Below are 22,132 nucleotides of genomic sequence, written 5' to 3' on the forward strand. Positions count from 1 at the left end.
CCTTGGAGTTTGCGATGCGTACCCACTTCTGCGGCCTGGTCGACGAGACCCTGATCGGCCAAACCGTCACTCTGGCCGGCTGGACCGACGTCGCCCGCAACCTCGGCGGCGTGTGCTTCATCGACCTGCGCGACCACGAGGGCATCGTGCAGGTGATGGTGGAGCCGGAGAATGCCGAAGTGTTCGCCGTCGCCGCCGCGCTGGGCTACGAGGACGTGCTGCAGGTGGAAGGCGTGGTGCGCGCGCGGCATGCGGTCAACGACCGGATCCGCAGCGGCAAGGTCGAGGTGATCGCCACCCGCATCACCGTGCTCAACAAGGCCGCGCCGCTGCCGTTCCACGCGCACGAGAACCCGGGCGAGGAGACCCGCCTGAAGTACCGGTATCTGGATTTGCGCCGGCCGGAGATGCAGCGCATGCAGCGCACCCGCATCAAGCTGGTGCAGGCGCTGCGCCGCTACCTGGACGAGCGCGGCTTCCAGGACATCGAGACCCCGATCCTGACCAAGGCCACCCCGGAAGGCGCGCGCGACTTCCTGGTGCCGGCGCGCATGCATCCGGGCGAGTTCTACGCGCTGCCGCAGTCGCCGCAGCTGTTCAAGCAGATCCTGATGGTGGCCGGCTTCGACCGCTACTACCAGATCGCGCGCTGCTTCCGCGACGAGGCGCTGCGCGCCGATCGCCAGCTCGAGTTCACCCAGCTCGACATGGAGTTCGCCTTTGTGCGCGAGCGCGACGTGCAGGACTTCGTCGAGGCGATGGTGCGCGCGATCTTCAAGGAGGTGGTCGACGTCGAACTGGCCGCCGAATTCCCGCGCATGACCTGGGCCGAGGCCATGCGCCGCTATGGCTCGGACAAGCCGGACCTGCGCATCGCCCTGGAACTGACCGACGTGGCGGAGCTGGTCAAGGACAGCGAGTTCGCGGTGTTCAGCGCCGCCGCCCGCGATCCCGACGGCCGCGTCGCCGCGCTGCGCATCCCCGGTGGCGCGAGCCTGTCGCGCAAGCAGATCGACGAATACGCCGCGCACGCCGCCAAGTACGGCGCCAAGGGCCTGGCCTACGTCAAGATCGCCGACAGCGGCGAGATCAGCTCGCCGATCCAGAAGTTCTTCGGCGAGACCGCGTTCGCCGCGCTGCTGGCCCACGTCGGCGCCGGCAACGGCGACATCGTGTTCTTCGGCGCCGGCGCCTACGGCAAGGTCTCCGACTTCATGGGCGCGCTGCGCCTGAAGGCCGGCAAGGACTTCGGCCTGGTCGCCGACGGCTGGCGTCCGCTGTGGGTCACCGACTTCCCGATGTTCGAATGGGACGAGGAGGCGCAGCGCTACGTCGCCCTGCATCACCCGTTCACCGCGCCGGCGGTGGACGACATCGCCGAGCTGCGCGCGCATGCCAGGACCGCGGTGTCGCGCGGCTACGACATGGTGCTCAACGGCAACGAGATCGGCGGCGGTTCGATCCGCATCCATCGCCCGGACATGCAGAGCGCGGTGTTCGAGCTGCTCGGCATCGGCGCCGAGGAAGCACGCGCCAAGTTCGGCTTCCTGCTCGACGCGCTGAACTACGGCGCGCCGCCGCACGGCGGCATCGCCTTCGGCATCGACCGCATCGCCGCGCTGATGGCCGGCACCGAGTCGATCCGCGACGTGATCCCGTTCCCCAAGACCACCGGCGCGCAGGACCTGATGACCGACGCGCCGTCGCCGATCGCCGACGCGCAACTGGCCGAAGTGCACGTGCAGGTGCGCGCCAAGCCGGTGCAGGGCTGAGCGATGGCGCTGGCGATCCGCCGCGCCACCGCGGACGACGCCGCCACGCTGGCGGCGCTGGCCGCGACCACCTTCACCGAGACCTTCGGCCACCTGTATCCGCCGGCCGACCTGCATGGCTTCCTCGCCGAGCACTACAGCGCCGAGCGCCAGCGCACCATCCTGCAGCACCCCGACTACGCGGTGTGGCTGCTGGAGGACGACGGCGTCGCGGTGGGCCATGCCGCGGCCGGCCCCTGCGGCCTGCCGCACGCCGAGGCGCAACCCGGCGACGGCGAGTTGAAGCGGCTGTACCTGCTGCGTTCGCACCAGAACAGCGGCTGGGGCAGCCGCTTGTTCGAGACCGCGCTCGGCTGGCTGGAACGCGCCGGGCCGCGCACGCTGTGGATCGGCGTGTGGTCGGAGAACTTCGGCGCGCAGCGCTTCTATGCGCGCTACGGCTTCGAGAAGGTCGGCACCTACGAGTTCCCGGTCGGGCAGACCCGCGATCTGGAGTTCATCCTGCGCCGCCTGCCGCGTAGCTGAGCGGCAGGCCGGCGCAGGTCTGGCCTGGCGACGCTGCACGGTAGACTGCCGGCACCCAGTCTCACAAAGGAGATCGCCATGCCACGCGTGTCAGGACGTGCCGCCGTGTTTGCGCTGGTACCGCTGCTCGCGGCCTGTGCGCCATCGGCGTCGCTGCCCGCAGCCGGGAACGGCCCGGCCGCGCCGGGCGGTAGCCGGTGCGATGCCGAGGCGGTGCGCTGGGCGGTCGGCCAGCCCGCGACCGAGGCCACCGTGACCAGACTGCGCCAGGACAGCGGCGCCGCCGAAGTGCGGTCGATCGCGCCGGGCCAGCCGACCACGCGCGACCTGCGTCCCGACCGGCTCAACGTCTTCCTCGATGCCGACCATGTCGTCGCCAGGCTCAGTTGTGGCTGAGCCTGCGGGCAAGCGCATGGGCGCGCCGCCCATGGCGGCTGGCGCCGCGGAGCCGCCGCAGGTCCTGCTGCTGCACGGCATCTGGAACGGCCGCGCCTGGCTCGGTCCGTTGGCGTGGCGGCTGCGGCGCGATGGCTTCCGTGTCGCCACCTTCGGCTATTCGACCGCCTTCGGCGGCGCCGAAGCGGCGGTGCCGCGGCTGCAGCGGCGCATCGAGCAGTTGGCCGCGCAGGGGCCGGTGGCACTGGTCGGGCACAGCCTGGGCGGGCTGATCGCGCTGCACGCGCTGCGCCAGGCGCCGCAACTGGCGGTGCCGCGCGTGGTGTGTCTGGGCAGCCCGCTGGCCGGCAGCGCGGTGGCGCAGACGCTGCAGCGGCGTGGCCTGGGCGCGGCGCTGGGGCGCAGCGCGGCCTTGCTGCAGCAGGGGATCGGGCGCTGGGACGGCGCCGCCGCGGTCGGCATGGTCGCCGGCAGCGTCGCGGTGGGCATCGGCAACCGCTTCGCCGCGCTGGGACCGGAATCGGACGGGACCGTGGCCCTGGCCGAGACCCGCGTGCCCGGCCTGCATGGCCATTGCCTGGTACGCGCCAGCCACAGCGGCCTGCTGTTTTCGCCGCTGGCCGCGCGCCAGACCGCCGCCTTCCTGCGCCACGGCCGGTTCGCCGGCGCCGAGGCGCGCCTGCCGCGGATGGGGCGGGGCGGCGCAATCGAGTAAAATCCGCCGCTTGTCCTTACTGATGTCCGGAACGCCCCATGGGTAGAGGCCCCTCGATCGAAGCCCGCAAGAACGCATCCGATGCGAAGCGCGGCAAGATTTTCACCAAGATCATCCGCGAGATCGGCGTCGCCGCGCGCGCCGGCGGCGGCGACCCGTCCAACAACCCGCGCCTGCGCGTGGCGATGGACAAGGGCCTGGCTTCGAACATGTCCAAGGACGTGATCGAACGCGCGATCAAGAAGGCCACCGGCGAGCTGGAAGGCGTCGAGTACGAGGAGATCCGCTACGAGGGCTATGCGCCGGGCGGGGTGGCGGTGATCGTGGATTGCCTGACCGACAACCGCGTGCGCACCGTGGCCGACGTGCGCCATGCCTTCAGCAAGTGCGGCGGCAACATGGGCACCGAAGGCTCGGTGGCCTTCATGTTCAAGCGCCTGGGCGTGCTCAGCTTCGCCGCCGGCGCCGACGAGGAGAAGATCACCGAGGCGGCGATCGAGGCCGGCGCCGACGACATCGTGGTCTATCCCGAGGACGGCGCGATCGACGTGTTGACCGCGCCGGAGGCGTTCCAGGCGGTCAAGGACGCCATGGACGCGGCCGGCCTGGCCGCCGACCATGCCGACATCACCTTCCGCGCCGACAACGACATCGCCGTGGACGGCGACACCGCGCTGCAGGTGCGCAAGCTGCTGGACATGCTGGAAGACCTGGACGACGTGCAGAACGTCTATTCCAACGTCGACCAGGCCGCACTGAGTGGCGGGGGCTGACACCATGGACGCCGGGGCCCGACGCCCGGGACCCCGGACCCGGAAGGCCGCCGTGCCGGTGCCGGAGGCATTGCCGAGGTCGATGACTGCAACGGGCATCGCTGCCCGCCCGGGCGCTGCTCACCCGATTTCCGATTTCCGACTCCCGACTCCCGGCTCCATCCGCATCCTCGGCATCGACCCCGGCTCGCAGCGCACCGGCGTGGGCATCATCGACGTGGAGGCGTCCGGCCGCACCCGGCATGTGTACCATGCGCCGCTGCTGCTGCTGGGCGAGGGCGATTTCTCGGCACGGCTCAAGCGCCTGCTGCACGGACTGGACGCGCTGATCGAGGCGTACCAGCCACAGGAAGTGGCGATCGAGCGGGTGTTCATGGGCAAGAGCGCCGACGCGGCGCTCAAGCTCGGCCACGCGCGCGGCGCGGCGATCTGCGCGGTGGTGCTGCGCGACCTGCCGGTGCACGAATACGCGGCCAAGGAAATCAAGCTGGCCATCGTCGGCAAGGGCGCGGCCGAGAAACAACAGGTACAACACATGGTCGGGCTGATGCTGAGCCTGACCGGCAAGCTGCAGGCCGACGCCGCCGACGCGCTGGCGGTGGCCATCACCCATGCCCACGTGCGCGCCACCGCGCAGCGCCTGGGCGTCAGTACGCAACAGGCGTGGAGCAGAAAATGACAAAGGCCGGGAATCGGGATTCGGGAATCGGGAATAGGAACAGCAGAAGCGGTGAAGCGGCCCTCCGCTTTGCCCATTCCCCATTCCCGTTTCTCCATTCCCGTCGCCTCGCACGGGGCGGGAATCGGGATTCGGTAATCGGGAATAGGAACAGCAGAAGCGGTGAAGCGGCCCTCCGCTTTGCCCATTCCCCATTCCCGTTTCTCCATTCCCGGCGCCTCGCACGGGGCGGGAATCGGGAATCGGGAATCGGGAATGGGAACAGCAGAAGCGGTGAAGCGGCCCCCCGCTTTGCCCATTCCCCATTCCCGTTTCTCCATTCCCGGCGCCTCCACGGAGGCGCCCAATGATCGGCCGTCTGCGCGGGATCCTGGCCTACAAGCAGCCGCCGTGGCTGGTGATCGACGTGGGCGGCGTGGGGTATGAGCTGGAGGCGCCGATGAGCACCTTCTACGACCTGCCCGACGTCGGTCGTGACGTGATCCTGTTCACCCACTACGCGCAGAAGGAGGACAGCGTGTCGCTGTACGGCTTCCTGCGCGAGGGCGAGCGGCGCCTGTTCCGCGACGTGCAGCGGGTCAGCGGGATCGGCGCGAAGATCGCGCTGGCGGTGCTGTCCGGGGTCAGCGTCGACGAATTCGCGCGGCTGATCACCAGCGCTGACGTCACCGCGCTGACCCGCATCCCCGGCATCGGCAAGAAGACCGCCGAGCGCATGGTGGTGGAACTGCGCGACCGCGCGGCCGACTTCAGCGGCGGCGCGCCGATCACCGGCCAACTGGGTACCGACGCGGTCTCCGAGGCCACGGTGGCGCTGCAGCAGCTCGGCTACAAGCCGGCCGAGGCGGCGAAGATGGCGCGCGACGCCGCCGCCGACGGCGACGAGGTCGCCACGGTGATCCGCAAGGCCCTGCAGGCCGCGTTGCGCTGACCCCGCGCCGTAGCTTCTTCTTCACGCCTCGCGGCGCTAACCTGATCTCCACATGTCCTCCACTCCCGCTCCGTCCCCCGGCTCCGGCCATTCGGCCGACGCCTCGCATGGCAAGGCCGGCTTCGCGCTGGTCATCGGCGCCATCGGCGTGGTGTTCGGCGACATCGGCACCAGTCCGCTGTACACGCTCAAGGAGGCGTTCTCGCCGCACTACGGCCTGAGCAGCGACCACGACACCGTGCTCGGCGTGCTGTCGCTGGCGTTCTGGTCGCTGATGATCGTGGTGACGCTCAAGTACGTCACCATCATCATGCGCGCCGACAACGAGGGCGAGGGCGGCATCATGGCATTGATGGCGCTGACCCAGCGCACCATGCGCAAGGGCTCGCGCTCGGCCTACGTGGTCGGCATCCTCGGGATCTTCGGCGCCTCGCTGTTCTTCGGCGACGGCGTGATCACCCCCGCCATCTCGGTGCTGGGCGCGGTCGAGGGCCTGGAAGTCGCGGCGCCGGGACTGCATGCCTTCATCGTGCCGATCACGGTGCTGGTGCTGGTGGTCCTGTTCCTGGGCCAGCGCTTCGGCACCGAGAAGGTCGGCAAGGTGTTCGGCCCGATCACCTCGCTGTGGTTCCTGTCGCTGGCGGCGATCGGCATCTGGAACATCGTCGATGCGCCGGAAGTGCTGAAGGCGTTCAATCCATGGTGGGCGATCCGCTTCTTCCTCGACCACGGCTGGCACGGCGTGTGGATCCTCGGCGCGGTGGTGCTGGCGGTGACCGGCGGCGAGGCGCTGTACGCGGACATGGGCCACTTCGGCGCGCGCCCGATTCGCCATGCCTGGTACTACTTCGTGCTGCCGTGCCTGGTGCTGAACTACCTGGGGCAGGGCGCGCTGGTGCTCAAGCATCCGTCGGCGCTGAAGAACCCGTTCTTCGAAGCGGTGCCGGGCTGGGCGCTGTACCCGATGATCGTGCTGGCCACGTTGGCGGCGGTGATCGCCTCGCAGGCGGTGATCACCGGCGCGTTCTCGATCGCGCGTCAGGCCATGCAGCTGGGCTACATCCCGCGCATGCTGATCAAGCACACCTCGCACGACACCATCGGCCAGATCTACATTCCCGGCATCAACTGGCTGCTGATGGTGATGGTGATCGCGCTGGTGCTGATCTTCCGCAGCTCCACCAACCTGGCGGTGGCCTACGGCATCTCGGTCTCGGCGACGATGCTGATCGACACCCTGTTGCTGGCGCTGGTGGCGCGCGCGCTGTGGCCGCGCTGGCGCAACTGGGTGTTGCCGCTGTGCGTGGTGTTCTTCGTCATCGACGCCGCGTTCCTGATCGCCAACGGCGCCAAGCTGCTGCAGGGCGCCTGGTTCCCGGTGGCGCTGGGCATCGTGATGTTCACCATGATGCGCACCTGGCGCCGAGGCCGCGAGTTGCTGCGCGAGGAGATCCGCAAGGACGGCATCCAGATCGACAGCTTCCTGCCCGGGCTGATGCTGGCGCCGCCGGTGCGCGTGCCCGGGACGGCGGTGTTCCTGACCGCCGACTCCACCGTGGTGCCGCACGCGCTGATGCACAACCTCAAGCACAACAAGGTGCTGCACGAGCGCAACGTGTTCCTGACCGTGGAAACCCTGCCGGTGCCCTACGCCGCGGCCAAGCAGCGGCTGAAGATGGATGCCATCGGCGACGAATTCTACCGGGTGATCGTGCGCTTCGGCTTCATGGAGACCCCGGACGTGCCGCTGGCGCTGATGCGCTCCTGCGACCAGGGCGGGACCTATTTCGACCCGATGGACACCACGTACTTCGCCAGCCGCGAGACCATCGTGGCCAGCGCCAACCGTGGCATGCCGATCTGGCGCGACAAGCTGTTCGCGGTCATGCACCGCAACGCCGCCCCCGCCACCGGCTTCTTCCGCATCCCCGGCAACCGCCTGGTGGAGTTGGGCGCGCAGGTGGAGATCTGAGGCCGCGACGGGGTCGCGGCCTTGGGAATGGGGAGACGGGAATGGGGAATAGGCAACGGCAACGGCGTTCGGCTGAAAAACTAAGCGGCGACGCCCGAAGTAGGCGCCAGTCGCGTCGCCAACCGCTACTATTGTCCGCTCAATTCCCCATTCTCGATTCCCCAATCCCGGCTCTAAATGGACCGCATCATCGCCAGCAGCGCCACCCGCGAGGATGAGGCGACCGAAGCCAGCATCCGCCCCAAGCGGCTGGACGACTATCTCGGCCAGCAGCCGGTGCGCGAGCAGCTGTCGATCTACATCGAGGCGGCCAAGGCCCGCGCCGAGGCGCTGGACCATGTGCTGATCTTCGGGCCGCCGGGCCTGGGCAAGACCACCCTCAGCCACGTCATCGCCAACGAGCTGGGGGTCAACCTGCGGGTCACCTCCGGCCCGGTGATCGAGAAGGCCGGCGACCTAGCGGCGCTGCTGACCAACCTGCAGCCGCACGACGTGCTGTTCGTCGACGAGATCCACCGCCTGTCGCCGGTGGTCGAGGAAGTGCTGTACCCGGCGATGGAAGACTTCCAGATCGACATCATGATCGGCGAGGGCCCGGCCGCGCGCTCGATCAAGATCGACCTGCCGCCGTTCACCCTGATCGGCGCCACCACCCGCGCCGGCCTGCTGACCGCGCCGTTGCGCGACCGCTTCGGCATCGTCCAGCGCCTGGCGTTCTATACCCCGGACGAGCTGGCGCAGATCGTGCGCCGCTCCGCCAGCATCCTCGGCATCGCCTGCGACGCCGACGGCTGCGCCGAGATCGCGCGCCGCGCGCGCGGCACCCCGCGCATCGCCAACCGCCTGCTGCGCCGGGTCCGCGACTATGCCCAGGTGCGCGCCGGCGGCCACATCGATCTGGCGGTTGCGCAGGCCGCGATGCAGATGCTCAAGGTCGACCCGGAAGGCTTCGACGAGCTCGACCGGCGCATGCTGCGCACCATCATCGAGTACTTCGACGGCGGCCCGGTCGGGGTCGAGTCGCTGGCCGCCTCGCTGTCGGAGGAGCGCGGCACCCTGGAGGACGTGATCGAGCCCTACCTGATCCAGCAGGGCTATCTCATCCGCACCGCCCGCGGCCGCATGGCGACCAACAAGGCCTATCTGCACTTGGGCTTGCAGCCCAAGAGCCGGGAATTGGGAATCGGGAATGGGGAGTCGGGGGCGCTGTTCTAGGATGTCGTGGTTACCCAGCTACCGACAGGAGCGCCGCTCTTGACTGCCCATTCTCCATTCCCTGTTCCCGATTCCCGGCTATTCAGTTGGCCGACACGCATCTACTGGGAAGATACCGACGCCGGTGGGGTGGTCTACCATGCGCGTTACGTCGCCTTTCTGGAGCGCGCGCGCACGGAGTGGTTGCGTGCGCTGGGCTATGGACAGGAGCGCCTGCGCCTGCAACACGATCTGGTGTTCGCGGTGCGCGCGATGCAGCTCGACTTCCTGCGCCCGGCCCGCCTCGACGATACCCTGCAGGTCGGCGTCGCGCTGTCGCACTGCAAGCGCGCCAGCCTGGTGTTCGCGCAGTCGATCCACCGCGACGGCGAATTGCTGTTGCGCGCGCAGGTGAAGGTGGCGGCGCTGGGCGCCGGCACTTTCCGCCCGCGCGGCATCGACGACGCGCTGCACGACGCATTGAAAGTTCTCGAAATCACTGAAGCCGAATTACTGAGGAACGACGGATGATCGCATTGCTCCTGGCCCTGCAGGACACGGTGGTGGAGGCGCTGCCGCAGGACGTGACCCAGACCGCCGCGCAGGCCGTCGCCCATACCGCCAGCCACGGCGGCATCAACTACCTGGACCTGATGGTCAAGGCCAGCCTGCCGGTCAAGGTGATCGTGCTGCTGCTGCTGCTCGGCTCGCTGATCAGTTGGGTGATCATCTTCCGCAAGGCGCGGGTGTTCAAGCAGGCCAACCGCGAGGCGGACGACTTCGAGAACCGGTTCTGGTCCGGCACCGACCTGACCAAGCTCTATGCCGGCGCGGCCGACCGCAACCGCGTGGTCGGCGGGCTGGAGGCGATCTTCGAGGCCGGCTTCCGCGAGTTCACCCGCCTGCGCGACAAGCGCAAGCTCGACGCGCGCATCCAGCTGGAAGGCGCGCAGCGGGCGATGCGCGCGACCTATGCACGCGAGGTGGATCGCCTGGAGCGCAACCTGGAACTGCTCGCCAACATCGGCTCCACCGCGCCCTACGTGGGTCTGGTCGGCACCGTGTTCGGCATCATGGTGACCATGCACGACATGATCAACAGCGGCCAGCAGGCGGGCATCGCCGCGGTCGCGCCGGGCATCTCCGAGGCGCTGTTCGCGACCGCCATCGGCCTGTTCGTGGCGATCCCGGCGGTGTGGGCCTACAACCGCTTCACCACCCGGGTCGAGCGCCTGGCCGTGCGCTTCGAGACCTTCTCCGAAGAGTTCAGCTCCATCCTGCAGCGCCAGGCCAGCGGCGACTGAGCGTCGCCCGCCCGCCCACGATCCCAGGATTCCCGCATGACTGCCGCCATTTCCCGCCGCAAGCGCCGCAAGCTCAAGTCCGAGATCAACGTCGTGCCCTACATCGACGTGATGCTGGTGCTGCTGATCATCTTCATGGTCACCGCGCCGCTGCTCAGCCTGAGCGTGGACGTGGACCTGCCCGATTCCACCGCGCGTTCGGTGGAGAGCAAGAAGGATCCGGTGATCGTCACCGTCGACGCCGAGGGGCGCTACACGCTGACCCTGCAGGACGGCAAGCCGGAGAAGATCGGCGCGCCGGAGCTGAAGGCTAAGATCCAGGCCTTCGTCGGCCAGAACAAGGACGTGCCGGTGTTCGTCGCCGCGCCCGGCAGCTCCAACTACCAGTTGGTCATGGACACCATGGTCATGCTGCAGCAGGCCGGCGTTCCCAAGGTGGGCCTGATGAGCCAGCCCGGTACCAATGCACGCTGAAGCCGAAAATCGACCGCCGCTGACCCAGGGCGACAACGACAGCCTGCTGTACGGCATCGCCCTGGCGGTGGGCGTGCACGTGCTGATCGCGCTGCTGTTCTTCCTCGCCTGGTGGTGGTCGCCGGTACGCCAGGTGGAACCGGCGGCCGGCTCGCCGATGGTCGAGGCCTCTCTGGTGGTGTCCGCCGCCGACGTGCGTTCGGCGCAGAAGGCGGTGCAGGATGCGCCCAAGCCCTTGCCCGAGCCGCTGCCCGAGCCGGTCAAGGAGGTGGCCGAGGAAGACGCCGTGCCGCCGCCGCAACCGGTGCCGGTGCCCAAGCCGCAGGACGCCCCGACCGAGCAGCAAAAGAAGGCGCAGGACTTCGTTCCGGTGCCGGACAAGGTCGACCAGGACCGCGCCAGCCGCACCGCGATCTCCCAGGAGAAGGAGAAGCAGGAGCAGGAGGCCAAGCGCCGCCAGGAACAGATCGACCTGACCGAGCAGAAGCGCCAGCAGGAGGCCGAGCAGAAGCAGCGCCTGGCCGCCCAGCAGGAAGAGGAGCGGCAGAAGAAGATCGCCGACATCCGCAAGCAGCGCGAGCAGGCCGAGCGCGAAGCCAAGCTGGCCGAGCAGAAGCTGCGCCAGCTCGCGGACCTGCGCGCCAAGCAGGCCTCGGCATCCGCCGCGTCCACCGCGCAGCCGGCGCCGGGCCAGAACGGCACCAACACCGATCTGCAGGCCAAGTACGCCGCGGCGATCCAGCAGGCGGTGCTGAGCCAGTGGGTGCGCCCGGATTCGGTGCCGCTGGGGCAGAAGTGCAAGATCGCGATCAAGCAGATTCCAGGCGGCACCGTGATGGAAGCCAAGGTCAGCCCCGACTGTCCCTACGACGAGGCGGGCCGCCGCTCGATCGAGGCGGCGGTGCTGCGCGCGCAACCGTTGCCGTATCGCGGCTTCGAGTCGGTGTTCGCGCGCGAGCTGACCTTCAACTTCACCGCGCAGGATCGCTGAGCGGCCGGGGTTCGGGATGCGAAGTTTTGCGCCCCGTTCCAGGGTCATGGAGGCCGGCCGGCAGGTCCGGAACTTCCCGGGCGGCGGCGCGATCGGCGATCATTCTCGCTTTCTGCCAGCGGCTTCACATAGCGATGGTTCATGATTGCGAATACGTTCCCCCGCGCATTGCTATCTCTTGCGCCTTCCCGAGTGCCGCTGGGCGACCCATGAACACACTGCCGCGCTGGCTTGCCGTCCTGGCCGCCCTGTTGCTCCCCTTGGCCGCCTCCGCGCAGGACAAGGGCCAGGAAACCGACTACGCCGCGGCGATTCAACAGGCGATACTGAGCCAGTGGGTGCGGCCGGATTCGGTGCCGCTGGGGCAGAAGTGCAAGATCTCGATCAAGCAGATTCCCCCCGGCCAGGTGATCGAGGCCAAGGTCAGCCCCGACTGTCCCTACGACGAGGCTGGGCGGCGCTCGATCCAAGCGGCGGTGCTGCGCGCTCAGCCCTTGCCCTACCGCGGCTTCGAGCAGGTCTTCGTGCGCGAACTGAACCTCACCTTCACTGCGCGGGATCGCTGAGAGGCCTGGATCGAGATTCGGGACTGGGGATGCGAAGTTCGCGCGCCGTTCCAGGGTCCTGGACGCCGCTGGCAGGCCCGGCGAGGTCGGGGAACTCTCCCTCGCGGCGGTGCGATCGGCGATAATCCGCGCTTCCTGCCATCGGCTTCACATGGCGATGGTTCATGATTGCGAATACGTTCACCCGCGCATTGCTATCTCTTGCGCCTTCCCGAGTACCGCTGAGCGACCCATGAAGAAACTGCCGCGCTGGCTTGCCGTCCTGACCGCCCTGTTGCTCCCCTTGGCCGCGTCCGCGCAGGACAAGGGTCTGGAAATCGACATCGTCGGCGGCAACGCCTCGGCGACCCCGATCACCGTCGTGCCGATGCCGTACCAGGGCTCGGCCGCCGCGCCGTCCACCGACGTCGCCGCGGTGGTCCGTGCCGACCTGGATCGGTCCGGCCAGTTCCGCAACCTGCCCGAGGCGCAGATCGTCGAGCGCCCGACCCGCGGCAGCGAAGTGCAGTACGCCACCTGGCGCGCGCTCAAGCAGGACTACCTGGTCGCCGGCCGGGTGATGGACGCGGGCGAGGGCGCCTACCGGGTCGAATACGAACTGTTCGACGTGGCCAAGGGCGAGCGCATGCTCGGCCTGGCGATGACCGCCCGCGCCAGCGCGATGCGCGACGTGGCGCACCAGATGGCCGATGCGATCTACGAAAAGATCACCGGCGTGCGCGGCGCGTTCTGGACCCGCATCGCCTACGTCACCGCCAGCGGCAAGGGCGGGGCGATGCGCTATGCGCTGATGGTCGCCGACTCCGACGGCTTCAACCCGCAGACCATCGTGCGCTCGGCCGAGCCGCTGCTGTCGCCGAACTGGAGCCCGGACGGCAAGAAGCTGGCCTACGTGAGCTTCGAGCGCGGCAACTCCTCGATCTACATCCAGGACATCGCCACCGGCGCGCGCCAACTGGTCTCCAGCTTCCGCGGCATCAACGGCGCCCCGTCGTTCTCGCCGGACGGCAAGAAGCTGGCCCTGGCGCTGTCGCGCAGCGGCAATCCGGAGATCTACGTGATGGACCTGGGCAGCAAGCAGCTGACCCAGCTGACCAACCATTTCGGCATCGACACCGAGCCGACCTGGGCGCCGGACGGCGGCTCGATCTACTTCACCTCCGACCGCGGCGGCCGCCCGCAGATCTACCAGGTCGCGGCGACCGGCGGCAGCGCCAACCGGGTGACCTTCCAGGGCAACTACAACGCCACCGCCAGCGTGTCCTTCGACGGCAACAAGATCGCCGTCGCCCAGGGCAGCGGCAACACCTACAAGATCGCGATGATGGATCGCAGCCTGGGTTCGCCCCGCTGGAGCACGTTGTCTACGGGCTCGCTGGACGAGTCGCCGAGCTTCGCTCCCAACGCCAGCATGGTCCTGTATGCCGCCCGCGAAGGCGGACGTGGCGTGCTTTACGCGGTTTCGGCCGATGCCCGCGTCCGTCAGCGCCTGGTGCTGGCCGATGGCGATGTGCGCGAGCCGTCGTGGTCGCCGTATCGGACCGCGCGTTGACATGTAAGTTTGATGTTAATATTTCGCTGCGTTGAACCCCTCTAGGCTCAGGAGCCACAAAGGTATCCCCATGAACAAGACCACCCGCGTTCTGCTTGTTTCGCTGTTGTCCGTCGCAGCTCTGGCCGGCTGCACCAAGAAGGTCAAGGAAGTTCCCCAGACCGACACCACCAGCACCACCGGCAACACCCCCTCGACCGGCCCGTCGACCTCCGGCCTGTACGGCCCGGGCGATCTGGACACCGATGCCTGCCTGCGCCAGCGCGTGGTCTACTTCGATCTGGATCAGGACTCGCTGAAGCCGGAGTTCCAGGCGATCATGGCCTGCCACGCCAAGTACCTGCGTGACCGTCCGTCCTCGCGCATCACCCTGCAGGGCAATGCCGACGAGCGCGGTTCGCGCGAGTACAACATGGGCCTGGGCGAGCGTCGTGGCAACGCCGTGTCCTCGGCGCTGCAGGCGGCCGGCGGTTCGGCTGCGCAGCTGACCGTGGTCAGCTACGGTGAAGAGCGTCCGGTCTGCACCGAGTCGAACGAGTCCTGCTGGTCGCAGAACCGTCGCGTCGAGATCGTCTACACGGCGCAGTAATCCATGCGTATCGGTGTCCTCACATCGATGATCGTCGCGGCGGCCCTCGTGGCCGCCGCTCCGGTTCATGCGCAACGCGCGAGTCTTGCCGATCGCGTGGCCGTGCTCGAGCAGCAGGCCATGAACACCCAGGCCAACACCGACATGCTTAACCAGCTCAACCAGCTGCGGACGCAGATGCAGGCGTTGGAAGCGACGATCGAGCAGTTGCAGCACGACAACGAACAGCTCAAGCAGCGCGCCAAGGACCAGTACCTGGACCTGGACGGCCGCCTGAACCGGCTCGAGGGTGGCGCCATGCCGCCGTTGCCGCCGGCCGGCGCTGCCGCACCGGCCGCCTCCGCACCCGCTGCCAAGCCGGCTGCCGCCGTGTCCGAACGGCCGCCGTCGGTGCATGGCGATGCCGGCACGCTCGCCGCCACCGGCGACGAGCGCACCAGCTACAACGTCGCCTTCGACGCGCTGAAGGCCGGCAAGTACGCCGACTCGGCGAACCTGTTCCAGAGCTTTCTCGAGCTGTACCCGAACGGCGTCTATGCCCCCAATGCCTTGTACTGGCTTGGCGAGAGCTATTACGCCACCAAGAATTTCCCGCTGGCCGAGGCGCAGTTCCGCGACCTGATCGGCCGCTACCCGACGCACGACAAGGCGTCCGGCGCCCTGCTCAAGCTGGGCCTGTCGCAGTACGGCGAAGGCAAGGCGCAGGAAGCCGAGCAGACCCTGCAGCAGGTGATCAGCCAGTATCCGGGATCGGATGCGGCGCGCACCGCCCAGGACCGCCTCCAGTCGATCCGCATCGGCCAGCAGTTGCGCTGAGCCCCAACCGCTGCCGCCCTCGTCGCGGGAGCATACTTCCCGCCATGGCCGCCGTTCCCAGCGATATCGTCCAAAGCCCGCGCCTGAAGCTGACGGAGATCTTCCTGTCGCTGCAGGGCGAAGCCGAGAGCGCCGGCTGGCCGACCGTGTTCGTGCGCCTGACCGGCTGCCCGCTGCGCTGCAGCTACTGCGACACCGCCTACGCCTTCCATGGCGGGCAATGGTGGGACATCGAGGCGATCCTGGCCGAAGTGGCGCGCCACGGCGTGCGCCACGTCTGCGTGACCGGCGGCGAGCCGCTGGCGCAGAAACGCTGCCTGCGCCTGCTCGAACAGTTGTGCGACGCCGGCTACGACGTGTCGCTGGAAACCTCCGGCGCGCTGGACATCGCCGAGGTCGACCCGCGCGTATCGCGGGTGCTCGACATCAAGACGCCGGCCTCGCAGGAAGTGCAGCGCAACCGCTGGGAGAACCTGCCGCTGCTGACCGCGCGCGACCAGATCAAGTTCGTGCTGTGCGGCCGCGCCGATTACGAGTGGGCGCGCGCGATCGTCGCCGAGCACCGCCTGCACGAGCGCTGCACGGTCTGGTTCTCGCCGAGCAAGAGCGAACTGGCGCCGCGCGACCTGGCCGACTGGATCGTCGCCGACCGCCTGCCGGTGCGTTTCCAGATGCAGTTGCACAAGCTGCTGTGGAACGACGAGCCAGGCCGTTAGCTGCGCCGGTGCGCAGCTGGGAATCGGGAATGGGGAAACGGGAATCGGAAAAGCGGCGCGTTGCCGACGTCCCCTGTTGCGCGCTTCGCTTCCGCGACTTGAAAGCCGGCGATCGCTCATCCTCTGTGTCCAGTGCGGCTGTTACGCTTTAACCATTCCCGTTTCTCCATTCCCCATTCCCGGCCCCCAAATGAAAAACGCCGTCGTCCTACTCTCAGGTGGCATGGATTCCGCCGTCGTCGTCGCCATCGCCCGTGAGCAGGGCTATGCCGTGCATGCGCTGAGCGTGCGCTACGGCCAGCGCCATACCTCGGAACTGGACGCGGCCGAGCGTGTCGCCGCCGCGCTCGGCGCGGTGGCGCACAAGACCGTCGCCGTGGACCTGCGCAGCATCGGCGGCTCCGCGCTGACCGACGACATCGAGGTGCCGGACGCCGGTGGCGACGGTATCCCGGTCACCTACGTGCCGGCGCGCAACACCATCATGCTGTCGGTGGCGCTGGGCTGGGCCGAGGTGCTGGGTGCGGCCGACATCTTCTGCGGCGTCAATGCGGTGGACTACTCGGGCTATCCGGACTGTCGCCCGGAGTTCATCGACGCGTTCCAGGCCCTGGCCAACCTGGCGACCAAGGCCGGCGTGGAAGGCGCCGGGCTGCGCGTGCACGCGCCGCTGCAGCGCATGAGCAAGGCCGACATCGTGCGCGAGGGCCTGCGCCTGGGCGTGGACTTCGGCCTGACCGTGTCCTGCTACCGCGCCGACGCCGCCGGCCGCGCCTGCGGCCACTGCGATGCCTGCCGCCTGCGCGCGGCCGGCTTCGCCGATGCCGGCGTGGCCGACCCGACCCGCTACGCCTGATTTCGCGTTGACGCGGGGCTGGGGTAGACTACGCACCCCGGCGCAACGCCGGGGCATTGTTTTGGGCCGTTAGCTCAGTCGGTAGAGCAGAAGACTTTTAATCTTTTGGTCGATGGTTCGAATCCATCACGGCCCACCAAAAAAATCAGGCGCTTGCCTCACAGCGAGCGCCTTATCACGGCGTCGGGAAAGTCGTGACGTCGTGCGTCTTGTATGAGACTTCTTCGGTGCATGCGATTGGCCAGCGGTTCTAGTGCTTTGACCGCGATGTGAATGGTTGCGCACATCCCAGTTCGCACAACAGCTTGGTCGGTTGCTGCTTCGCCAAGGACCGGCTGCTCGTGGTCGTCGCGCCGTGCTTGACCTGCCTACACCAACGCCGGGCGTGCTCAGGTGGGGTGCCGGGCGTCTTGATGTCGAGTCCCAGCCGACCAACGTAATGTAGACGGCGGGCGCTGATCCAAGAGCCCATCACGAGGTTCTTCCTGTTCCTGATGATCCACGACGCTACCGTAGATGGCGGCGCCGCGCGGCCCGTCGCATGGAATCACCTTGCCCGCGGCGAACTGGTGCAGTGGGGCGAGATATCCAGAGTGAACCCTGCGCTATGGCCTGCACACATTCCGGCAATCTGGCGGCCCCGTAACGTCCGGGTATCCGCCGTCTTCATATGCGCCCGATAGCCGGACGTGTCGCTCGTATTGAAGGGGATCACCAGCGATCGGCAGGTGATCAACGTCGCACTCCATTGTGGTCACGTTCCGAACCCGGCGCGATGAAGCGCTTTGCCGGAAAAATTTAAAGCGGACCCAACTTTAGGTCGTTAAATTGTTGGCAACTATCTTGTTCGATGCACCCTGATCTAGAATCTGCCCTTGAGTGTTGGCGCGTACCACATTGCCGGTAATGGCGTAGCTGTTGACGCCGGCCTCCACAACAATGCCGTAGCCCTTGGCCGTAGTGCCGTTGTGGACGATCAGATTTCCTGAAACGACATAGTCCTGCACCGCGGGTGCGACCATATGAATGCCATGCCCGCCGCCAGTGCCGAGGCCGTTCTGCTGGATCTTGCAGCCGCTGATATTTCCACTGCCTCCATTTAGAACGATCGCGCCACCGGCGTTATTGAACAGCCTCACGCCCGACATTCCTAGGATCATGCCGGGAGGCTGAGGGCCGCCGATATTGATTCCCGCCCCAGCTGCATTGACCTTGCCTGAAGTCGCAATCCATGTGCCGGTCAAATCAAGATGTACAACGCTGCCCGCCTCGACGAATACGCCTGTGTTCAGTGCGCCGTCGACAGAGCACAGTGAAGAGACGAAGACCTCGCGGTTGGTGGTGGTGTTGTAGGTCTGGCTCATGTAAAGACCCGTCCCGCAGTCGATGATGTCACAAGCTCCCAAATAAATTCCTCCAGCACCACCCCCGACGGTGACACCAAAGCTGTTAGCGGCATTGGCGCACGTTATCTTCGTGCCGCCTTCAATAAAAAATCCGGCGCCTGTATGCAGGGCAATGGATCTATTTTTGGCTGCGATGTGTCCGGCATAAATAGTGATGTAGTCAAATGAATCCGCGAAGATGCCGCCGAAATGTCGCGGTGGGACGGATGAGTCTTCGGGCCTGCCGATGAAGACGTTTTCCAGCCGTCCACGCGCCCAGCGTTGTCCGTGGATAGCCCATCCAGCCGATTTGTCCACGACTGCGTCTATGGTGATGTTGCGGAAGCACACACCTACGGCCTCGACAGATGGTGTCCCGAAACGGAACCCATTTGCGGTAGCGCTGGTCATTACGAATCGCGAACCCTGTCCTTCCCCAAACACAGTGGTGTAATTGGCGAGGCCACTTACTTCGCGGTTGAGTACATATGTCCCCAGTGGGACATAGACACGTCGAGATGCATTTACAGCTGCCTGCGTCGCTGCCCAGTCGATCTCGTCTGTCAATGTCGTCACAAATGGATAGACGGCTCGTGCCATATCCAGTGTTTCGTATCGTTGCGAGAGTGGATGGGATGCTCCGTCCGCGATGGCGCCAAAGTCCTGCGGTGATACAGGCGCAATTTGTTCAGAGGTGGTCATGTCAAGTTTCCTCGCTGCGTTGATCGGTCCAATTGCTGGCATGATCATGTTCCAATAGGTACTAAATCTTGAGCGCTCTTGGCACTTGGAATCTTTTTTCTGGGATAACGGCGTCACGAGCGAACCAGCGAAGTTCCTCCGGCGCGATGGCCGGCTCAAGCTCACCGGCGCCGTCAAGACCTTACCTGGCCGCGTTCTCGGAGAGCGGATACAGGCCTAGCGAAATGGACAGCCGCGCCGGCACGCCGAGTTGGGCCCTGCACTTCAGGTCGCCCTGCAGCGGGATCCAGTCCTCCGCTGCGAGAGGGCAGGCCTCGCGCAACGCGGCAATGTCCAGGACATCGCCCTTGAATCCCGGTATCGCCCATGGGTCTCCATGGAACTCGATCACCAACAGCCTATCGGCTGGCCCTGCCTCGGGGATGGAGCAACCGTGCCGCCATTTGGTGTAACCCTTCTCCATCTGCGTCCCGATGATGATTGCCGGCATACCGTGCTCCATTGAAGAGTGCTTCGTATCCGCGGCCGCTGCCGTGGCGGTCCGCGCAGCATCCCACTGGCCGGTCTCCCTTGATGAGACTGGCCAGCGCAGAAAGGGGCGCTGGCCGCCGCGACGGATTGTCGAAGAGAGGGCTGCCGGTCTTGGCGTCCGGCAGGGCGCCAGCCGTCTGGCCCGCACGTTGCGTTCGCAGGAGATACGTGCCTTGGAGCCTGGCGCAGCGAATGGTGGAGCTGGCCGCACCACCTTGAGTGCATCCCTATCGAGCGCGAGCGTGGTTCAAGCGCTCTTGCGGTCGCGCTGCATGCCCGACGCCGCCATGCGCAACGCCTGGCCGATGTGCTGCAGCACGTTCGACCGAACCGCCGCATGCTGCCAGTACAGCGGCACGTCGAGCCAGCGTTTGCGGTCGATGATCACGATCCGTTTGTCGCGCAGCGCGGGTGCGAGCATCTGTTCGGGCGCCAGGCACCATCCCAGGCCGCGCGCGGCGGCGTCGACGAAGCCGGTCGACGTCGGCAGGTAGTGAATGGGCGGGTCGAGGCGGGTACGGGTGATGCGTCGCGTGAAGCGGGCCTGCAGGCCATCCTTGCGGTTGAACACCAGCATCGGCGCCTGCGCCAACGTCGCGGCGTCCAGGCCCGCGGCGAAGTGGCGGGCGACGAACGCCGGTGCGGCGATGGCGTAGTAGCGCATCGCGCCCAGCGCGTGCACGTTGCAGCCCTGCAGCGGCCTGTTTTCCGAGGTGACGGCGCCGAGCACCGAGCCGTTGCGCAGTAATTCCAGGGTGTGGTCCTGGTCGTCCACGCGCACGTCGAACAGGTAGCCGTACGCGTGGTGCAGGTCGGCCAGCGCAGGCAGGAGCCAGGTCTGCAGCGAGTCGTCGTTCACCGCGATCGCGATGCTGTGCGGCCGCCCGGCGTCGGCATTGGCCGGCAGGAAGTCCGCCATCGCCTCGGCTTCCAGCGCCTGCATCGGCCTGACCCGGCGCAGCAGCCGTTCGCCTGCCGCCGTCGGCCGGCATGGCGCCTGGCGCACCACCAGTACCTGCCCGAGGCGGTCTTCGAGCGCCTTGATCCGCTGCGAGATCGCAGAGGCGGTCACCGACAGTCGACGCGCGGCGGCGTCGAAGCTGCCCTCTTCGAGAACGGCGGAGAATGCGGCCAGTTGTGGATGCAGCAGGTTCATGGGGCTGGTCTCATTAGCATTGCTTTACAGACTACAGAATATTTAGCTTGGCTAATGCCGCCGGCGCAGGGAGCATGCCCGCTCCACGCTCCTGGAGTTGCTCATGGTTCTGCATGCCCTGCTGGCGGGTTTCGGCGCCGGCGCCGGCCTCATCGTCGCGATCGGCGCGCAGAATGCGTTCGTATTGCGGCAGGGGTTGCAACGACAGCACGTCGGCCTGGTGGTGGCGGTCTGCGCGCTGGGCGACCTGACGCTGATCGTCCTCGGTGTGGCCGGCGTCGGCGCGGTGGTGAAGGAATGGCCGGCGCTGCTGGAACTCTTGCGTTATGCCGGTGCCGGCTTCCTTGGCATCTACGGAGGACTGGCGGCGCGACGCGCGTGGCGTGGTGCCGGCGCATTGCGAATACAGGGCGATGCGCCGCATGGGCGGCGGCGTGTGCTGCTGACCTGCCTGGCGTTTACGTTCTTGAATCCGCACGTGTACCTGGACACGATGGTGTTGCTCGGCAGCCTGTCCACGCGCTATCCGGGCGGGCTGCGCTGGGCGTTCGCGCTCGGCGCCTGCGGGGCGAGCGTGGTCTGGTTCTGCAGTCTCGGTTATGGCGCGCGATGGCTGCAGCCGGTGTTCCGCACGGCGCGCGCATGGCGCGTGCTGGACACGGGCATCGCGGTCTTCATGCTGACGTTGTGCGGCCTGTTGCTGTGGCGTCCGTTGAATTGACGTCGCCTGTGGCGCTGCGGGACGCGGCATCGCCATGCCGTGGTTCGCAGCATGTACGCGACCGCGATGGCTAGGCGGACGCGGGTGCGGACCTGAGCATGCCGGCGAGGCTTTCGCTGAGGATCAGCTGCAGGTGCATGCGCTTGAGTTCCACGCCCACCACCATCATGTGCAGGCCCACGCACATCGCCGCGACCGCGTAGACGCGCGCCTGGAACTCCTGTTCGTCGCCGCTCCAGTCGCCATGGCCGCGCAACAGGCGCTTGAGCATCTCGCCGAGGTGTTCGATCAGGGAAACGCCGCGACGCCGCGCGTACTCGGCCAGTTCGGGGTCGCGCGCGGCCGCCAGGTCGATTTCCAGGCCGAGCCGCAGGCGGCGACCATCGGCCTCGGACAGCAGCCATTCCTCCAGCGCGCCGGCGATGAAGTCGGTCGCGTCCATGTTTGGTGGCCGTTCGATCATCCACATGGTGCGCAGCGACTGCTCGTAACTGCGTTCCATCAGCGCCCGCACCAGTCCGCGCTTGTCGCCGAAGTAGCGGCGCAGCGCACTACTGGACACATCGCTGGTCTGCGCGATCCGTTCGAAGGTGGTCGCGCCGAGGCCCCTGTCGGTGATGCACTGTTCGGCCGCGTCCAGCGCGGCGTCGCGAATGCGCTGCTCGCGTTCCCTGGCGCTGCGCAGGTCAACGAGGTTGGACATGGGGGCGGTCCTGGCGAAGAGGGGGATGGTGACCTGATTGTGCCGCCGATGCCACGCCGGATGCATGCCAGCGGCGGCACGGCGCAAGGCGAAACGGCGGTCGGAAGCTGTCT

The 22,132-nt window shown here is 67.3% G+C and carries 23 protein-coding genes, 1 tRNA gene and 1 pseudogene; 21 read left to right on the forward strand and 4 right to left on the reverse strand.

Annotated elements, in window-relative coordinates:
* Positions 1 to 14: 14 nt before the first annotated feature.
* From aspS to AB3X07_RS06550, 20 genes and pseudogenes are all read left to right on the forward strand, one after another.
* Positions 15 to 1,772 (forward strand): aspartate--tRNA ligase, encoded by a 1,758-nt coding sequence (aspS, locus tag AB3X07_RS06455; protein WP_369943611.1) that lies wholly within the window; start codon positions 15 to 17, stop codon positions 1,770 to 1,772.
* A 3-nt stretch (positions 1,773 to 1,775) separates the two neighbouring features.
* Positions 1,776 to 2,297: a GNAT family N-acetyltransferase gene (locus AB3X07_RS06460; protein ID WP_369943612.1), complete on the forward strand. Its 522-nt coding sequence runs from the start codon at positions 1,776 to 1,778 to the stop codon at positions 2,295 to 2,297.
* A gap of 78 nt (positions 2,298 to 2,375) precedes the next feature.
* Positions 2,376 to 2,693 carry an I78 family peptidase inhibitor gene (locus tag AB3X07_RS06465; protein WP_369943613.1) on the forward strand — a complete coding sequence of 106 codons (318 nt, stop codon included), beginning with the start codon at positions 2,376 to 2,378 and terminating at the stop codon, positions 2,691 to 2,693.
* 16 nt (positions 2,694 to 2,709) lie between these two features.
* The gene (locus AB3X07_RS06470) at positions 2,710 to 3,408 is read left to right on the forward strand and encodes an esterase/lipase family protein (protein ID WP_369943614.1); all 699 of its coding nucleotides are present in this window, start codon (positions 2,710 to 2,712) and stop codon (positions 3,406 to 3,408) included.
* Positions 3,409 to 3,446: 38 nt separating this feature from the next.
* Entirely contained in the window at positions 3,447 to 4,181 is a 735-nt protein-coding gene (locus tag AB3X07_RS06475; RefSeq protein WP_369943615.1) for a YebC/PmpR family DNA-binding transcriptional regulator, read from the forward strand.
* A gap of 82 nt (positions 4,182 to 4,263) precedes the next feature.
* Positions 4,264 to 4,860 carry a crossover junction endodeoxyribonuclease RuvC gene (ruvC, locus tag AB3X07_RS06480; protein WP_369943616.1) on the forward strand — a complete coding sequence of 199 codons (597 nt, stop codon included), beginning with the start codon at positions 4,264 to 4,266 and terminating at the stop codon, positions 4,858 to 4,860.
* A gap of 346 nt (positions 4,861 to 5,206) precedes the next feature.
* Complete coding sequence (gene ruvA, locus AB3X07_RS06485) at positions 5,207 to 5,791, forward strand: Holliday junction branch migration protein RuvA (RefSeq protein ID WP_369943617.1); 585 nt, start codon at positions 5,207 to 5,209, stop codon at positions 5,789 to 5,791.
* A 52-nt stretch (positions 5,792 to 5,843) separates the two neighbouring features.
* On the forward strand, positions 5,844 to 7,763 hold the full coding sequence (locus tag AB3X07_RS06490; RefSeq protein ID WP_369943618.1) for a potassium transporter Kup: 1,920 nt from the start codon (positions 5,844 to 5,846) through the stop codon (positions 7,761 to 7,763).
* Positions 7,764 to 7,940: 177 nt separating this feature from the next.
* Positions 7,941 to 8,978, forward strand: a complete 1,038-nt coding sequence (gene ruvB, locus AB3X07_RS06495; protein ID WP_369943619.1) for a Holliday junction branch migration DNA helicase RuvB — start codon at positions 7,941 to 7,943, stop codon at positions 8,976 to 8,978.
* A 39-nt stretch (positions 8,979 to 9,017) separates the two neighbouring features.
* Positions 9,018 to 9,488, forward strand: a complete 471-nt coding sequence (gene ybgC / locus AB3X07_RS06500; RefSeq protein ID WP_369944674.1) for a tol-pal system-associated acyl-CoA thioesterase — start codon at positions 9,018 to 9,020, stop codon at positions 9,486 to 9,488.
* The gene (gene tolQ / locus AB3X07_RS06505; RefSeq protein ID WP_369943620.1) at positions 9,485 to 10,261 is read left to right on the forward strand and encodes a protein TolQ; all 777 of its coding nucleotides are present in this window, start codon (positions 9,485 to 9,487) and stop codon (positions 10,259 to 10,261) included. Before ybgC ends, tolQ begins: the two co-directional genes overlap by 4 nt.
* A gap of 36 nt (positions 10,262 to 10,297) precedes the next feature.
* Entirely contained in the window at positions 10,298 to 10,735 is a 438-nt protein-coding gene (gene tolR / locus AB3X07_RS06510; protein WP_263112683.1) for a protein TolR, read from the forward strand.
* Positions 10,725 to 11,726, forward strand: a complete 1,002-nt coding sequence (gene tolA, locus AB3X07_RS06515; protein ID WP_369943621.1) for a cell envelope integrity protein TolA — start codon at positions 10,725 to 10,727, stop codon at positions 11,724 to 11,726. Before tolR ends, tolA begins: the two co-directional genes overlap by 11 nt.
* 299 nt (positions 11,727 to 12,025) lie before the next feature.
* Positions 12,026 to 12,292, forward strand: a pseudogene (locus tag AB3X07_RS06520) (TonB C-terminal domain-containing protein); the annotation flags it as partial.
* Positions 12,293 to 12,524: 232 nt separating this feature from the next.
* Complete coding sequence (tolB, locus tag AB3X07_RS06525) at positions 12,525 to 13,844, forward strand: Tol-Pal system beta propeller repeat protein TolB (protein ID WP_369943622.1); 1,320 nt, start codon at positions 12,525 to 12,527, stop codon at positions 13,842 to 13,844.
* A 70-nt stretch (positions 13,845 to 13,914) separates the two neighbouring features.
* Complete coding sequence (gene pal, locus AB3X07_RS06530; protein WP_369943623.1) at positions 13,915 to 14,433, forward strand: peptidoglycan-associated lipoprotein Pal; 519 nt, start codon at positions 13,915 to 13,917, stop codon at positions 14,431 to 14,433.
* A gap of 3 nt (positions 14,434 to 14,436) precedes the next feature.
* Positions 14,437 to 15,249 carry a tol-pal system protein YbgF gene (gene ybgF / locus AB3X07_RS06535; protein ID WP_369943624.1) on the forward strand — a complete coding sequence of 271 codons (813 nt, stop codon included), beginning with the start codon at positions 14,437 to 14,439 and terminating at the stop codon, positions 15,247 to 15,249.
* Between the two features lie 44 nt (positions 15,250 to 15,293).
* Positions 15,294 to 15,965, forward strand: coding sequence for a 7-carboxy-7-deazaguanine synthase QueE (gene queE, locus AB3X07_RS06540; protein ID WP_369943625.1), 672 nt, complete (start codon positions 15,294 to 15,296; stop codon positions 15,963 to 15,965).
* A 190-nt stretch (positions 15,966 to 16,155) separates the two neighbouring features.
* The gene (gene queC / locus AB3X07_RS06545; protein WP_369943626.1) at positions 16,156 to 16,821 is read left to right on the forward strand and encodes a 7-cyano-7-deazaguanine synthase QueC; all 666 of its coding nucleotides are present in this window, start codon (positions 16,156 to 16,158) and stop codon (positions 16,819 to 16,821) included.
* A gap of 63 nt (positions 16,822 to 16,884) precedes the next feature.
* Positions 16,885 to 16,960, forward strand: a tRNA-Lys gene (locus AB3X07_RS06550).
* Between the two features lie 676 nt (positions 16,961 to 17,636).
* Here AB3X07_RS06550 and AB3X07_RS06555 read toward each other — a convergent pair.
* The 3 genes from AB3X07_RS06555 to AB3X07_RS06565 form a co-directional block, all read right to left on the reverse strand.
* A complete protein-coding gene (locus AB3X07_RS06555) occupies positions 17,637 to 18,908 on the reverse strand; it encodes a right-handed parallel beta-helix repeat-containing protein (protein ID WP_369943627.1) in 1,272 nt (423 codons plus the stop codon).
* 181 nt (positions 18,909 to 19,089) lie between these two features.
* Positions 19,090 to 19,398: a hypothetical protein gene (locus AB3X07_RS06560; protein ID WP_369943628.1), complete on the reverse strand. Its 309-nt coding sequence runs from the start codon at positions 19,396 to 19,398 to the stop codon at positions 19,090 to 19,092.
* A 288-nt stretch (positions 19,399 to 19,686) separates the two neighbouring features.
* Complete coding sequence (locus AB3X07_RS06565; RefSeq protein ID WP_369943629.1) at positions 19,687 to 20,595, reverse strand: LysR family transcriptional regulator ArgP; 909 nt, start codon at positions 20,593 to 20,595, stop codon at positions 19,687 to 19,689.
* A gap of 103 nt (positions 20,596 to 20,698) precedes the next feature.
* Here AB3X07_RS06565 and AB3X07_RS06570 point away from each other — a divergent pair, with 103 nt between their 5' ends.
* A complete protein-coding gene (locus AB3X07_RS06570; RefSeq protein WP_369943630.1) occupies positions 20,699 to 21,316 on the forward strand; it encodes a LysE/ArgO family amino acid transporter in 618 nt (205 codons plus the stop codon).
* Between the two features lie 70 nt (positions 21,317 to 21,386).
* Here AB3X07_RS06570 and AB3X07_RS06575 read toward each other — a convergent pair whose 3' ends face one another.
* The gene (locus AB3X07_RS06575) at positions 21,387 to 22,019 is read right to left on the reverse strand and encodes a TetR/AcrR family transcriptional regulator (RefSeq protein WP_369943631.1); all 633 of its coding nucleotides are present in this window, start codon (positions 22,017 to 22,019) and stop codon (positions 21,387 to 21,389) included.
* Between the last annotated feature and the right edge of the window lie 113 nt (positions 22,020 to 22,132).

The sequence above is a fragment of the Xanthomonas sp. DAR 35659 genome, assembly GCF_041242975.1.
Lineage (GTDB): Bacteria > Pseudomonadota > Gammaproteobacteria > Xanthomonadales > Xanthomonadaceae > Xanthomonas_A > Xanthomonas_A medicagonis.

Coding starts and splice junctions, on each gene's coding strand:
- aspS (WP_369943611.1), top strand. CDS start 15: ATGCGTACCCACTTCTGCGGCCTGGTCGACGAGACCCTGATCGGCCAA.
- AB3X07_RS06460 (WP_369943612.1), top strand. CDS start 1,776: ATGGCGCTGGCGATCCGCCGCGCCACCGCGGACGACGCCGCCACGCTG.
- AB3X07_RS06465 (WP_369943613.1), top strand. CDS start 2,376: ATGCCACGCGTGTCAGGACGTGCCGCCGTGTTTGCGCTGGTACCGCTG.
- AB3X07_RS06470 (WP_369943614.1), top strand. CDS start 2,710: ATGGGCGCGCCGCCCATGGCGGCTGGCGCCGCGGAGCCGCCGCAGGTC.
- AB3X07_RS06475 (WP_369943615.1), top strand. CDS start 3,447: ATGGGTAGAGGCCCCTCGATCGAAGCCCGCAAGAACGCATCCGATGCG.
- ruvC (WP_369943616.1), top strand. CDS start 4,264: ATGACTGCAACGGGCATCGCTGCCCGCCCGGGCGCTGCTCACCCGATT.
- ruvA (WP_369943617.1), top strand. CDS start 5,207: ATGATCGGCCGTCTGCGCGGGATCCTGGCCTACAAGCAGCCGCCGTGG.
- AB3X07_RS06490 (WP_369943618.1), top strand. CDS start 5,844: ATGTCCTCCACTCCCGCTCCGTCCCCCGGCTCCGGCCATTCGGCCGAC.
- ruvB (WP_369943619.1), top strand. CDS start 7,941: ATGGACCGCATCATCGCCAGCAGCGCCACCCGCGAGGATGAGGCGACC.
- tolQ (WP_369943620.1), top strand. CDS start 9,485: ATGATCGCATTGCTCCTGGCCCTGCAGGACACGGTGGTGGAGGCGCTG.
- tolR (WP_263112683.1), top strand. CDS start 10,298: ATGACTGCCGCCATTTCCCGCCGCAAGCGCCGCAAGCTCAAGTCCGAG.
- tolA (WP_369943621.1), top strand. CDS start 10,725: ATGCACGCTGAAGCCGAAAATCGACCGCCGCTGACCCAGGGCGACAAC.
- tolB (WP_369943622.1), top strand. CDS start 12,525: ATGAAGAAACTGCCGCGCTGGCTTGCCGTCCTGACCGCCCTGTTGCTC.
- pal (WP_369943623.1), top strand. CDS start 13,915: ATGAACAAGACCACCCGCGTTCTGCTTGTTTCGCTGTTGTCCGTCGCA.
- ybgF (WP_369943624.1), top strand. CDS start 14,437: ATGCGTATCGGTGTCCTCACATCGATGATCGTCGCGGCGGCCCTCGTG.
- queE (WP_369943625.1), top strand. CDS start 15,294: ATGGCCGCCGTTCCCAGCGATATCGTCCAAAGCCCGCGCCTGAAGCTG.
- queC (WP_369943626.1), top strand. CDS start 16,156: ATGAAAAACGCCGTCGTCCTACTCTCAGGTGGCATGGATTCCGCCGTC.
- AB3X07_RS06555 (WP_369943627.1), bottom strand. CDS start 18,908: ATGACCACCTCTGAACAAATTGCGCCTGTATCACCGCAGGACTTTGGC.
- AB3X07_RS06560 (WP_369943628.1), bottom strand. CDS start 19,398: ATGCCGGCAATCATCATCGGGACGCAGATGGAGAAGGGTTACACCAAA.
- AB3X07_RS06565 (WP_369943629.1), bottom strand. CDS start 20,595: ATGAACCTGCTGCATCCACAACTGGCCGCATTCTCCGCCGTTCTCGAA.
- AB3X07_RS06570 (WP_369943630.1), top strand. CDS start 20,699: ATGGTTCTGCATGCCCTGCTGGCGGGTTTCGGCGCCGGCGCCGGCCTC.
- AB3X07_RS06575 (WP_369943631.1), bottom strand. CDS start 22,019: ATGTCCAACCTCGTTGACCTGCGCAGCGCCAGGGAACGCGAGCAGCGC.